We start from the raw sequence: 12,361 nt of genomic DNA, 5'->3' as shown, positions 1-12,361 counted from the left end.
GGGAATGAGAAGAGATGGTTGATCGCGCAAACAGCCTGGCGCTGCCGGATAACCGCGTGGTCCAGGTCGACGACCTGACGGTGCGCTTCGTGGGTTCCGAGCGCACGGTCGAAGCCGTGCGCAATCTGTCGTTTCATGTGGACCGGGGCGAGACCCTGGCCATCGTGGGCGAATCGGGTTCGGGCAAGTCGGTGACGTCGCTGGCGCTGATGCGTCTGGTGGAACATGGCGGTGGCCGCATCGCCCAGGGCAGCATGGCCTTGCGCCGGCGCAACGGCTCCGTGATCGACCTGGCCAATGCCAGCCAGCGCGTGATGCGCGATGTGCGCGGCGCCGACATGGCGATGATTTTCCAGGAGCCGATGACCTCCTTGAATCCGGTGTTCACGGCCGGCGACCAGATCGCCGAATCGATCCGCGAGCACCAGGGCATGGATGGCGCCTCGGCACGCGCCGAAGCGCTGCGCATGCTGGAACAGGTCCGCATTCCCGAAGCCAAGTCGGTGCTGGACCGCTATCCCCATCAACTGTCGGGCGGCATGCGCCAGCGCGTCATGATCGCCATGGCGCTGGCCTGCAAGCCGGCGCTGCTGATCGCCGACGAACCGACCACCGCGCTGGACGTGACGATCCAGGCCCAGATCCTGCAGCTCATTCGCCAGCTTCAAGATGAAATGCACATGGGCGTGGTGTTCATCACCCACGACATGGGCGTGGTGGCCGAAGTGGCCGACCGCGTGCTGGTCATGTTCCGCGGCGACAAGGTCGAGGAAGGCCCGTCGGACCGCGTGTTTGCCGCGCCCCAGCACAGCTACACCAAGGCGCTGCTGTCGGCGGTGCCCAAGCTGGGCGCCATGCAGGGCACGGACCTGCCCGCGCGCTTCCCGCTGCTGCAGGTCGATGGCAAGGCCCAGCCCGTGGCAGAGGCCGGCGCTGTCAGCACCCAGGAAGTGCCCGCCGGCAAGCGCGAGCCCATCCTGAGCGTGCGCAACCTGGTGACGCGCTTTGACTTGCGCGGCGGCATCATGAGCCGCGTCCAGCGCCGCGTGCACGCCGTGGAAAAGGTCAGCTTCGATCTGTACCCGGGCGAGACCCTGTCGCTGGTCGGCGAATCCGGCTGCGGCAAGTCCACGACCGGCCGCTCGCTGCTGCGCCTGGTGGAAAGCCAGGGCGGCGAAATCCGCTTCGGCGGCCGCGACATCGTGCGCCTGAAGAACAGCGAACTGCAGTCCCTGCGCCGCGACATCCAGTTCGTGTTCCAGGACCCGTTCGCGTCGCTGGATCCGCGCGTGACCGTGGGCTTCTCGATCATGGAGCCGCTGCTGGTGCACGGCGTGGCCAAGGGCAAGGATGCCGAGCGCCGCGTCGCCGAACTGCTCGAGCGCGTGGGCATGCCGCCGGAAATGGCGCAGCGCTATCCGCACGAGTTCTCGGGCGGCCAGCGCCAGCGCATCTGCATTGCGCGCGCCCTGGCCCTGAATCCGAAGGTCGTGATCGCGGACGAATCCGTGTCGGCGCTGGACGTGTCGATCCAGGCGCAGATCGTGAACCTGCTGATCGACCTGCAGCGCGACATGGGCATCTCGTTCCTGTTCATCTCGCACGACATGGCCGTGGTCGAACGCGTCAGCCACCGCGTGGCGGTGATGTACCTGGGCCAGATCGTCGAGATCGGCCCGCGCCGCGCGATCTTCGAGAATCCCCAGCATCCCTACACCAAGAAGCTGATGTCGGCCGTGCCGATCGCCGATCCGGCGCGCCGTCACATGAAGCGCACCTTGCTGTCCGATGAAATCCCCAGCCCGATCCGCAAACTGAACGACGAACCGGTGGTGCAGCCGCTGGTGCAGGTCGGTACGGATCATTTTGTAGCCCGCCATCCCGTCGGCGGCGCGTATTGACTCAGTAGTTGACCTTTTTTTGGAACCAGGAGTTGCAATGATGAAAGTTCTGCGCCCCACCAAGCTGATGGCCGCTGCCGCGCTGGCCTTCGGCGTGCTCGCCGCGCCGATGGCCCATGCCGCCAAGGACGTGACGTTCGCCGTTTCCATCGCGCTGGAAACGCTTGATCCCTACAACACCAACAGCACGCTGAACCAGGCGGCTGGCAAGGCCTACTATGAAGGCCTGTTCGAGTTCGACAAGGACCTGAAGGTGCAGAAGGTCCTGGCGACCGACTACACGGTCAGCGAAGACGGCCTGGTCTACACGTTCAAGCTGCGTCCCGGCGTGAAGTTCCACGACGGCACCGACTTCAACGCCGAAGCGGTCAAGATCAACTTCGATCGTCCGGCCAACCCGGACAACCGCCTGTCGCGCTACATCCAGTTCAGCGTCATCGAGAAGACCGAAGTGGTCGATCCGATGACCGTCAAGATCACGCTGAAGAAGCCGTTCTCGGCCTTCATCAACGCGCTGGCCCACCCGGCCGCCATGATGATCTCGCCCGCTGCCCTGGCCAAGTACGGCAAGGAAATCGGCTTTCACCCGGTCGGCACGGGCCCGTTCGAATTCGTCGAATGGAAGCCGGCTGAGTACCTGAAGGTCAAGAAGTTCGACGGTTACTGGAAGAAGGGCTACCCGAAGGTCGACACGCTGACCTTCCGCACCGTGACCGACAACAACACCCGCGCCGCCGTGGTGCAGACGGGTGAAGCGCACTTCGCCTTCCCGGTGCCGTTCGAGCAGGCCGCCGTGCTGAAGAAGAACGAAAAGCTGGACGTGGTCGATCACAAGAACTCGATCATGGCCCGCTACCTGTCGATGAACACGCAGCAAAAGCCGTTCGACAACGTCAAGGTGCGCGAAGCCATCAACTACGCCATCAACAAGGACGCCCTGGCCAAGGTCGCGTTCTCGGGCTACGCCACCGTCATCGACGGCGTCGTGCCGCAAGGCGTGGACTACGCGCACAAGATCGGTGCATGGCCCTACGACATCAAGAAGGCCAAGGCCCTGCTGGCCGAAGCCGGCTACCCCAACGGCTTCGAAAGCACGCTGTGGTCCGCCTATAACGACGGCACCTCGGTGAAGGTCGTTCAGTTCCTGCAGCAGCAGCTCGCCCAGGTCGGCATCAAGGTTTCCGTGGAAGTCCTGGAATCCGGCCAGCGCGTGCAGCGCGTTCAACAGGTGCAAAAGCCTGAAGACGCCAAGGTCCGCATGTACTACGCCGGCTGGTCGTCCTCGACCGGTGAAGCCGACTGGGGCCTGCGTCCGCTCCTGACCACCGCCGCGTTCCCGCCGGTGCTGAACAACGTGTCGTACTACTCGAACAAGTCGGTTGACGAAGGCGTCCAGCAAGCGCTGGCCACGACCGACCGCGAGAAGAAGACCGAGATCTACAAGAACGTTCAGGAAACCATCTGGAAGGACGCCCCGTGGGCCTTCCTGGTGACCCAGAACAACCTGTACGTCAAGTCGAAGAACCTGTCGGGCGTGTACGTGGAACCGGACACCTCGTTCTGGTTCGGCGACATCGACCTGAAGCAGTAAACCAAGCAGTAACTCTCGGGGCCTTCGGGCCCTTGTAAGGCCACATACGGCGGGGACGCGGTGTCCCCGCCGATGTTGCAGGAATTTCAATGCTGACCTACATCGTCAAACGTCTTTTGGGCATGATCCCCACGCTGCTGCTGGTAGCGGTGGTCGTGTTCCTGTTTGTGCACATGCTTCCGGGCGACCCGGCGCGACTGGCCGCCGGGCCCGAAGCCGACCAGCAAACCGTCGAGCTCGTGCGCAAGGAACTTGGGCTGGATCTGCCCCTGCCGCAGCAGTTCGTGCGCTACTTCAGCCACATGCTGCAGGGCGACCTCGGGACCTCGCTGCGCACCAAGCGCCCCGTCTCGACCGAAATCGCCGACCGTTTCATGCCCACCTTGTGGCTCACCCTTGCGAGCATGGTGTGGTCCGTTGGCTTTGGCATGATCATCGGCATCGTGTCGGCGGTATGGCGCAATCGCTGGCCCGACCGTCTTGGCATGACGCTGGCGGTGTCCGGCATCTCGTTCCCCGCGTTCGCGCTGGGCATGATGCTGATGCAGATTTTCTCGGTGAACCTTGGCTGGCTTCCCACGGTGGGCGCCTCGACCTGGCAACACTACATTCTTCCTTCCATCACGCTGGGCGCCGCCGTGGCCGCCGTGATGGCGCGCTTCACGCGGGCGTCGTTCGTGGAAGTCGTGCAGGAAGACTTCGTGCGCACGGCCCGCGCCAAGGGCCTGTCCGAGCGCCGCGTCATCATCAAGCACGCGCTGCGCAACGCGCTGATTCCCGTCGTGACCATGATGGGCCTGCAGTTCGGCTTCCTCCTGGGCGGCTCGATCGTGGTCGAGACCGTGTTCAACTGGCCCGGCCTAGGCCGCCTGCTGGTGGACGCCGTGACCCAGCGCGACTATCCGGTGATCCAGGGCCTCGTGCTGCTGTTCTCGCTGGAATTCATCCTGATCAACCTGATTGTCGACGTGCTGTATGGCGTCATCAATCCCAGCATCCGTTACAAGTGAGGCGGCCATGAGCAATACGACACCCGCCGCAACCATCGCCGCCGTTCCCAAGAACGACGTGCGCACGCCCGCCACCGAGTTCTGGCGCAAATTCAAGAAGCAGAAGCTTGCCGTCGGCGCGGGCCTCTTCGTCCTGCTGCTGGTCATCGTCGCGGTCTTCGCGCCGTGGATCGTGCCGTACGACCCGGAGAACTTCTTCGACTACGATGCGCTGAACGCCGGTCCGTCCCTCGCGCACTGGCTGGGCGTGGATTCGCTGGGCCGCGACATCTTCAGCCGAATCATCATGGGCGCACGCATCTCGCTGGCCGCCGGCTTTCTGTCGGTCGCCATGGGCGCCATCGTCGGCACGTTCATGGGCCTGATGGCCGGCTACTACGAAGGCTGGTGGGAACGCATCACGATGCGTATCTCCGACGTGCTGCTGGCATTCCCCGGCATGCTGCTGGCCATTGGCGTGGTCGCCATCCTGGGCTCCAGCATGGTCAACGTGATCGTGGCCGTGGCCGTGTTCAGCGTGCCCGCGTTTGCCCGCCTGGTGCGCGGCAACACGCTGTCGATCAAGCAGATGACGTACGTCGAAGCCGTCAAGAGCGTGGGCGCGTCCGACTGGACGATCATCATGCGCCACATCCTGCCCGGCACGATCTCGCCGATCGTGGTGTACGGCACTATGCGGATCGGCACCTCGATCATCACCGCGGCCAGCCTGTCGTTCCTGGGCATGGGCGCTTCGCCTCCCACGCCGGAGTGGGGCGCGATGCTGAACGAAGCGCGCGCCGACATGGTCATCGCACCGCACGTCGCCATCTTCCCGGCGCTTGCCATCTTCCTGACGGTGCTGGCGTTCAACCTGCTGGGCGACGGCCTGCGCGACGCGCTCGATCCCAAGATCGACCGCAAGTAAACCTGCCGCCGGCCTGTTTGCCCAGGCCGGCGTGGAGGGCGATTATTCCGCCGCCGCCTCCGTCCGCCACGCGCTGCACCGCGCGTGTCCCGGACCCAGGGTGGCGGCGTTTTGCATTCTGGAGCGTGGCGACACGTAGACGAACATGGACAAACAAGCGCTGGACATCCCGCGGATCGGCGTACTGCCCTCGGGTCCGCTGGACTCGATCTGCGACGTGGGCGAGATCACCGTCGGCCACTGCACGCTGGCCGATGGCCCGCTGCAGACGGGCGTGACCGTCGTGCGCCCGCATGACGGCGATCCCTTCCTGGACAAGACGCCGGCCGCGGCCACCGTGCTGAACGGCTTTGGCAAGAGCACGGGTCTGGTTCAGGTGCAGGAACTGGGCGTGCTGGAAACGCCGATCGCGCTGACCAATACGTTCGGCGTGGGCACGGTGGCCAATGCGCAGATCCGCGCCGCGGTCGCCGCCAACCCCGGCATCGGCCGCGGCATGGCGACCGTGAATCCGCTGGTCTTCGAGTGCAACGACGGGTTCCTGAACGACATCCAGGCGATGGCGGTTCAGGAATCGCATTACGCCGACGCGCTGACCGCCGCCGGCAAGCGTTTCGCGCAGGGCGCCGTTGGCGCCGGCCGGGGCATGTCCAGCTTTTCGTTCAAGGGCGGCATCGGCTCGGCTTCGCGCGTTGCGCGGATCAAGGACGGACCGCAGTACACCGTGGGCGCGCTGGTGCTTTCCAACTTCGGCCGGTTGCCCAACCTGACGGTGGCGGGCAGGCCGTTCGGCCGCCGGCTGGCGGACCAGCTTGACGTCAAGCTGGCGCAGCAAGGCGAAAACGCGGTGATCGCGCCCGAGAAGGGATCGATCATCCTGCTGGTGGCCACCGACGCGCCGCTCGATTCCCGGCAGTTGCGCCGGCTGTCGCTGCGCGCGGGCGCGGGGCTGGCGCGCACCGGCTCGGTGTTCGGCCACGGCAGCGGCGACATTGCGCTGGCGTTTTCGACGGCATACACGATTCCGCAATTGGCCGAGTCGCTCATGCCCGCGATCGCCATGTTGCACGAGGCCCGCATCGATCCGCTCTTCGAGGCCGCCGCCGAAGCCTGCGAACAGGCCATCATTGCGGCGCTGTGGCACGCCGAAAGCGTGACCGGGCGCGACGGGAACCACCGCGATTGCATCCGCCACGCCGCGCCCGATTGGCGCCAGTGGCTGTCCGACACCGAACTCTGAACATTTTCAAGGCCCCTTTCATGAAAATCCTTATTTCCACCGATATCGAAGGCGTCGCCGGCGTCTTCCATGCCGAGCAGGTCCGTGCCGGCAACGGCGAGTACGAGCGTGCCCGCGCCTGGATGACCGCCGAGGCCAACGCGGCCGTGCAAGGCGCCATCGCGGGCGGCGCCGAAGAGATCCTGGTCAACGATTCGCACGGCGGCTTTCGCAACCTGCTGCCCGATGGCCTGGACGAGCGCGCCCGCCTGGTGCTGGGCAAGCCGCGCTACCTGGGCATGATGGGCGGGCTGGAAGAGGCGTGCGACGCCGTCTTCATGATCGGCTACCACTCGCGCTCGCAAGGCCGCGGCATCCTGGCCCACACCATCAACAGCTTCGCGTTCGCGCGCGTTGTCATCAACGGCATGGAGCTGGGCGAAGCGGGCCTGTACGGCGCGCTGGCCGGCGAGTTGGGCGTGCCCGTCATCCTGGGCACGGGCGACGACGTGTTCATCGAGGAAACCCGCGACACCTTTCCCGGCGCCGAATGGGTGCAGACCAAGGTTGCGCACGGGCAGGGCAGCGGCATCACGTTGTCGCCCGCCGCCTCGCGCCGCGCGATTGCCGCGGCCGCCGAAAGCGCGGTGCGTAATTTCAAGCGCGGCGGCGACAAGAAAGCCGTTCCTTTCCGCATTCCCGCGCCTATAGAATGCCGGTTGCAGACGCAGAGCTCGGCGCTCGCCGATCTGTTCTGCATGTGGCCCACGCTCGACCGCGTGGACGGCGTCACCTTGCGATTCACCACGGATAGCATGCAGTCCGCCATCCGCACGTTGAACAGCCTGGCCGCCATGTCTTTCATGTTGCGCTAAGGATCCCATCTTCCATGTCTAGCACCGACGCCCGTATTGCCCAATTGCGGCAGGCCATGACCCGCCGCGGTCTGACTGCCTACGTCGTTCCTTCTTCGGACCCGCACCTGTCCGAATACCTGCCGGCCCGCTGGCAGGGGCGGCGCTGGCTGTCGGGCTTCACGGGGTCGGTGGGCACGCTGGTGGTTACGCCAAGCTTTGCCGGCCTGTGGGTGGACAGCCGCTACTGGGTTCAGGCCGAAGCCCAGCTTGCGGGCACGGGCGTGCAACTGATGAAGATTGCGCTGGCCACGACGCCGGGCCATGTCGATTGGCTGGCCGCAAACACCGGCACGGGCGACGTCATCGGGGTGGACGGCCAGGTGCTGGGCCTGGGCGCTTTCCGCGCCTTGTCCGCTGCCGCAGCCGCCTCTGGCGCCGTGCTGGAAATCCGCGAAGACCTGCTGGACGAGGTCTGGGCCGATCGCGCCGGGCTGCCGGACGCCAAGATCTACGAACACGTCGCGCCCGACGCCTGCGTGACCCGCGCCGACAAGTTGGCTCAGGTTCGCGACGCCATGCGCGAGCATGGCGCCGACGTGCATTTCATTTCCACGCTTGACGATATTGCCTGGCTGTTCAACCTGCGCGGCGCGGACGTGGACTTCAACCCGGTCTTTGTCGGCCACGCGCTGGTCGGCCTGGACCACGCCACGCTCTTTGTGGCGGACGGCAAGATCGACGACAGCCTGCGCGCCATCCTGGCCGCCGATGGCGTCGAAGTCGCGGACTACGCCCAGGCCGCGGATGCGCTGGCCTCCTTGGAAGTGGACCAGAAGCTGCTGATCGATCCGGCCCGCGTCACCTGCGGGGTGTTCCACGCCATGGATCCGGCCGTGCCGCGCGTGGAAGCGATCAATCCGTCCACGCTGCTCAAGTCGCGCAAGACCGACGCCGAACTGGCGAACGTGCGTCAGGCGATGGCGCAGGACGGCGCCGCGCTCTGCGAATTCTTCGCCTGGTTCGAAGGCGCGCTGGGCAAGGAAACCATCACCGAACTGACTATCGATGAGCAGATCACGGCCGCCCGCGCGCGCCGTCCTGCGTACGTCTGCCCCAGCTTTGCCACCATTGCGGGCTTTAACGCCAACGGCGCCATGCCGCATTACCGCGCCACCCCGGAATCGCACGCCACGATCGAAGGCGACGGCCTGCTGCTGATCGACTCGGGCGGCCAGTACCTCGGCGGCACGACGGACATCACGCGCGTGGTCGCGGTGGGCACGCCCAGCGCGGACCAGAAGGTCGACTTCACGCTGGTCCTCAAGGGCATGATCGCGCTGTCGCGCGCGTCGTTCCCGCGTGGCACGCCGTCGCCCATGCTCGATGCCATCGCGCGCGCGCCCATCTGGGAAGGCGGCGCGGAATACGGCCATGGCACGGGCCACGGCGTGGGCTATTTCCTGAACGTGCACGAAGGCCCGCAGGTCATTTCGTACCGCGCGATGCCGGGTCCGCACACGGCCATGGAGCCGGGCATGATCACCTCGAACGAACCGGGCATCTACCGCCCGGGCCGCTGGGGCGTGCGCATCGAGAACCTGGTCGCCAACCGCAGCTGGCTGACCTCGGAGCTGGGTGAATTCCTGTGCTTCGAGACGCTGACGATGTGCCCCATCGACACGCGCTGCATCGAGCCCTCGCTGATGCGCGAAGACGAGATCGACTGGCTGAACGACTATCACAAGACGGTGTTCGAGCGCCTGTCGCCGCTGGTCGAGGGCGAGGCGCTGGCGTGGCTGACGCTGCGCTGCGCGGCGATCTGACCTGACGGTATTGCCGGCAGGGCCGGCGCAAAAAAAGGCCGCGGCGCAATGACGCCACGGCCTTTTTTCATGGCGCGGCGCGCCGCCGGTTACCGCGCCGGCGCGTCCTGCTTGCGGTGAAGCAGGCGTGTGGCCGTCAGGCAACCCAGCGCCAGCAGCGCGCCGTAAGCGAGCAGCGCCAGCGCGGCGGACGCGTGCGATTGGACGGCCCAGGCCAGTTGATCCCAGGTCATGGACTTGAGCACGGCAATACCCAGGCCAATGCCCAGCACCTGGGCGATCCAGAACGCCACGCTGCCCAGCGCCACGGCGCGGCCGATGCCAAAACGTTCCAGCGGGCGCGGCAGCACTTTCAGGCAAACGAGCGTGGTCAGCGCCAGCAGGGCGATGGGCAGCACCCAATATCCCAGCGCATACTGGGCCCAGCCCGCTTCCAGCGTCTGCATCTGCAGATAGCCGCCCAGCATGATCGACACGCTGGACTGCCAGATCAGCATGGTCAGCCCGCTGATCCATGCCGCATGCCGGCGGGTCAGCGCTGAGCCGACGCCGGGGACGGCCGGGGTGGTGGTCCAGGCGGCGATGCGCAGCGCCAGGCAGATACCGGCGATCTCCAGCGCCACCGTGACGACGCGGATCCCCAGGTTCATGACGATGAAACGTCCGGCCACATCCAGGCCGAGGGCCGTCTGGAGCCAGGAACCTTCCTTGATCAGGCCGCTCATCAACAGGTGCTGCGCGTAGGCCATGCCGCTGGACAGGCACAGCGTGTAGAGCGCCTGCAAAGCCAGGAACGTGCCCAGCAGCCTGCCCGGCTGGTCCACGGTTGCCGCATCGCGGCGCGCAAGCCACTGGCGCATTGCGCCCCAGGCCGCGAGCCCGACGATGAGCAGGGTCGAGACGATGTTGGCCAGCAGCGGGGCCAGCACCGGCGGCTGCGTGTAGCTCTCACGCAGTTGCTCCACATAGGGCGTCGGGCTCAACAAGGTGTAGGCCTGCACCAGCGCGATATACGTCAGCCGCAGCAGGACGGCGGCGACGGCGATGCGCCAGGCAAGGGAGGGAACGGGGCGGGAAAGGGCGGTCATCGGCGCGGGGGCGGGGATGGGAGGGCGCCGCCCGCACGGGCAGCGGTTCAAAATTAGGGAGCGACCATACCATGCGGGCGCCGTGGGGCTTGTGGCAATGGGCTTGCCGAGTGCAGCCAATTGTTACCCGCACAGAGCTAGGGGAAAACCCAAACAAGTCGCGTCGCCCGGCTATAATCCAAATTTCCCGCACGCGCCCGCTCGTCCCGGGTGCTCATTACGATGACCAAATACGTATTTGTCACCGGCGGTGTGGTGTCTTCCCTGGGCAAGGGCATCGCCGCCGCGTCGCTTGCCGCCATCCTTGAGTCGCGTGGTTTGCAAGTCACCATGCTGAAGCTCGACCCCTACATCAACGTCGATCCGGGCACGATGAGCCCCTTCCAGCATGGTGAGGTGTTCGTCACGGAAGACGGCGCCGAGACCGACCTGGACCTGGGCCACTACGAGCGTTTCATTTCCGCTCGCATGCACAAGGTGAACAACTTCACCACCGGCCAGATCTACGAATCCGTGCTGCGCAAGGAACGGCGTGGCGACTACCTGGGCAAGACCGTCCAGGTGATTCCGCACATCACGAACGAAATCCAGGACTTCATCGCCCGTGGCGCCGAAGCCGGCTGGAATGGCAACACCGACGTCGCCATCGTGGAAATCGGCGGCACGGTGGGCGACATCGAATCGCTGCCGTTCCTCGAAGCCGCCCGCCAGATGAGCCTGCGCATGGGCCGCAACAACGCGGCCTTCGTCCATCTGACGCTCGTGCCCTTCATCGCCTCCGCCGGCGAACTGAAGACCAAGCCCACGCAACACTCGGTGCAGAAGCTGCGCGAAATCGGCATCTACCCGAACGCGCTGCTGTGCCGCGCCGACCGCCGCATTCCGGACGACGAGCGCGCCAAGATCTCGTTGTTCTCCAACGTGCCCCTGGACGCGGTCATTTCCGTCTGGGACGCCGACTCCATCTACAAGATCCCCGCCATGCTGCACAAGCAGGGCGTGGACAACATCGTCTGCGAGGCCCTGGGCCTGACCCCGCCGCCGGCCGATCTGTCCATGTGGGACAACCTGGTCGAGGCGCTGGAACACCCCGAGCACCAGCTCACCATCGGCATGGTCGGCAAGTACGTCGACCTGACCGAGTCGTACAAGTCGCTGACCGAAGCCCTGGTTCACGCCGGCATCCACACGCGCTCGAAGATCAACATCGAGTACATCGACTCGGAAGACATCGAAACCCGCGGCACCGATCAGTTGAAGCACCTGGACGCCATTCTGGTTCCGGGCGGCTTCGGCAAGCGCGGCACCGAAGGCAAGATCGCCGCGATCCGCTACGCCCGCGAAAACGGCGTGCCGTACCTGGGCATCTGTCTGGGCATGCAGCTGGCGGTCATCGAATTCGCGCGTCACGTCGCGGGTCTGGGCGGCGCCAACAGCACGGAATTCGATCCCTCCGCGCCGCACCCGGTGGTCGCACTCATCACCGAGTGGATGGACCGCGAAGGCAAGGTCGAGAAGCGCGACACGTCGTCCGACATGGGCGGCACCATGCGCAAGGGCGCGCAACGCGTGCCGATCAAGCCCGGCACCCGCGCGCAGGCCATCTATGGCGACGAGGTGAACGAACGTCACCGCCATCGCTACGAGGTCAACAACGTCTACGTGCCGCGCCTCGAAGAAGCCGGCATGGTGATCAGCGCCCGCACGCCGACCGAGAACCTGCCCGAAATGATGGAACTGCCCAACCACCCGTGGTTCGTCGGCGTCCAGTTCCACCCGGAGTTCACGTCCACCCCGCGCGACGGCCACCCGCTGTTCTCCAGCTACATCCGCGCCGCCATCGAGCAGAAGGCTCGCCGCGGCCAGGAGGCCTGATGCGTGTCCGCGGTCCTGAGTTCCGTAAGCGGATCCTCGGGGCCGCGGGCCGATTCCCCAGCGCCGCCCTATACGGCGGCGCTTCTTTCG

At 65.8% G+C, this 12,361-nt stretch carries 9 protein-coding genes; 8 read left to right on the top strand and 1 reads right to left on the bottom strand.

Going from position 1 to position 12,361, the window contains the following annotated elements; translation table 11 throughout:
* Positions 1-14 precede the first annotated feature (14 nt).
* The 7 genes from KVT32_RS03785 to KVT32_RS03755 all read left to right on the top strand — a co-directional run bounded on the left by KVT32_RS03785 (position 15) and on the right by KVT32_RS03755 (position 9,308).
* Positions 15-1,901, top strand: a complete 1,887-nt coding sequence (locus KVT32_RS03785) for a dipeptide ABC transporter ATP-binding protein (protein ID WP_152383719.1) — start codon at positions 15-17, stop codon at positions 1,899-1,901.
* 37 nt (positions 1,902-1,938) lie between these two features.
* Positions 1,939-3,492, top strand: coding sequence for a glutathione ABC transporter substrate-binding protein GsiB (gsiB, locus tag KVT32_RS03780; protein WP_063955287.1), 1,554 nt, complete (start codon positions 1,939-1,941; stop codon positions 3,490-3,492).
* Between the two features lie 89 nt (positions 3,493-3,581).
* A complete protein-coding gene (gene gsiC, locus KVT32_RS03775) occupies positions 3,582-4,502 on the top strand; it encodes a glutathione ABC transporter permease GsiC (RefSeq protein WP_056322028.1) in 921 nt (306 codons plus the stop codon).
* 7 nt (positions 4,503-4,509) lie between these two features.
* Entirely contained in the window at positions 4,510-5,409 is a 900-nt protein-coding gene (gsiD, locus tag KVT32_RS03770; RefSeq protein ID WP_056322031.1) for a glutathione ABC transporter permease GsiD, read from the top strand.
* A 145-nt stretch (positions 5,410-5,554) separates the two neighbouring features.
* Positions 5,555-6,649 carry a P1 family peptidase gene (locus tag KVT32_RS03765; protein ID WP_056322035.1) on the top strand — a complete coding sequence of 365 codons (1,095 nt, stop codon included), beginning with the start codon at positions 5,555-5,557 and terminating at the stop codon, positions 6,647-6,649.
* Positions 6,650-6,669: 20 nt separating this feature from the next.
* Positions 6,670-7,503, top strand: coding sequence for a M55 family metallopeptidase (locus tag KVT32_RS03760; protein ID WP_175235132.1), 834 nt, complete (start codon positions 6,670-6,672; stop codon positions 7,501-7,503).
* Between the two features lie 14 nt (positions 7,504-7,517).
* Complete coding sequence (locus KVT32_RS03755; protein ID WP_175235131.1) at positions 7,518-9,308, top strand: aminopeptidase P family protein; 1,791 nt, start codon at positions 7,518-7,520, stop codon at positions 9,306-9,308.
* An 89-nt stretch (positions 9,309-9,397) separates the two neighbouring features.
* On the opposite strand, the gene KVT32_RS03750 is transcribed toward KVT32_RS03755, so the two are convergent.
* Positions 9,398-10,396, bottom strand: a complete 999-nt coding sequence (locus tag KVT32_RS03750) for a hypothetical protein (protein WP_217617724.1) — start codon at positions 10,394-10,396, stop codon at positions 9,398-9,400.
* Positions 10,397-10,618: 222 nt separating this feature from the next.
* Here KVT32_RS03750 and KVT32_RS03745 point away from each other — a divergent pair, with 222 nt between their 5' ends.
* Positions 10,619-12,271, top strand: a complete 1,653-nt coding sequence (locus KVT32_RS03745; protein ID WP_056322044.1) for a CTP synthase — start codon at positions 10,619-10,621, stop codon at positions 12,269-12,271.
* Positions 12,272-12,361 lie beyond the last annotated feature (90 nt).

The sequence above is a fragment of the Achromobacter sp. GbtcB20 genome, assembly GCF_019091095.1.
Lineage (GTDB): Bacteria > Pseudomonadota > Gammaproteobacteria > Burkholderiales > Burkholderiaceae_B > Achromobacter > Achromobacter mucicolens.
Note: the sequence above shows the minus strand (reverse complement) of the source record. Positions and strands in the feature narration are given on the sequence as shown.

Bases quoted from the DNA above. Each gene is read 5' to 3' on its own strand.
- KVT32_RS03785 (WP_152383719.1), top strand. From the start codon at position 15: ATGGTTGATCGCGCAAACAGCCTGGCGCTGCCGGATAACCGCGTGGTC.
- gsiB (WP_063955287.1), top strand. From the start codon at position 1,939: ATGATGAAAGTTCTGCGCCCCACCAAGCTGATGGCCGCTGCCGCGCTG.
- gsiC (WP_056322028.1), top strand. From the start codon at position 3,582: ATGCTGACCTACATCGTCAAACGTCTTTTGGGCATGATCCCCACGCTG.
- gsiD (WP_056322031.1), top strand. From the start codon at position 4,510: ATGAGCAATACGACACCCGCCGCAACCATCGCCGCCGTTCCCAAGAAC.
- KVT32_RS03765 (WP_056322035.1), top strand. From the start codon at position 5,555: ATGGACAAACAAGCGCTGGACATCCCGCGGATCGGCGTACTGCCCTCG.
- KVT32_RS03760 (WP_175235132.1), top strand. From the start codon at position 6,670: ATGAAAATCCTTATTTCCACCGATATCGAAGGCGTCGCCGGCGTCTTC.
- KVT32_RS03755 (WP_175235131.1), top strand. From the start codon at position 7,518: ATGTCTAGCACCGACGCCCGTATTGCCCAATTGCGGCAGGCCATGACC.
- KVT32_RS03750 (WP_217617724.1), bottom strand. From the start codon at position 10,396: ATGACCGCCCTTTCCCGCCCCGTTCCCTCCCTTGCCTGGCGCATCGCC.
- KVT32_RS03745 (WP_056322044.1), top strand. From the start codon at position 10,619: ATGACCAAATACGTATTTGTCACCGGCGGTGTGGTGTCTTCCCTGGGC.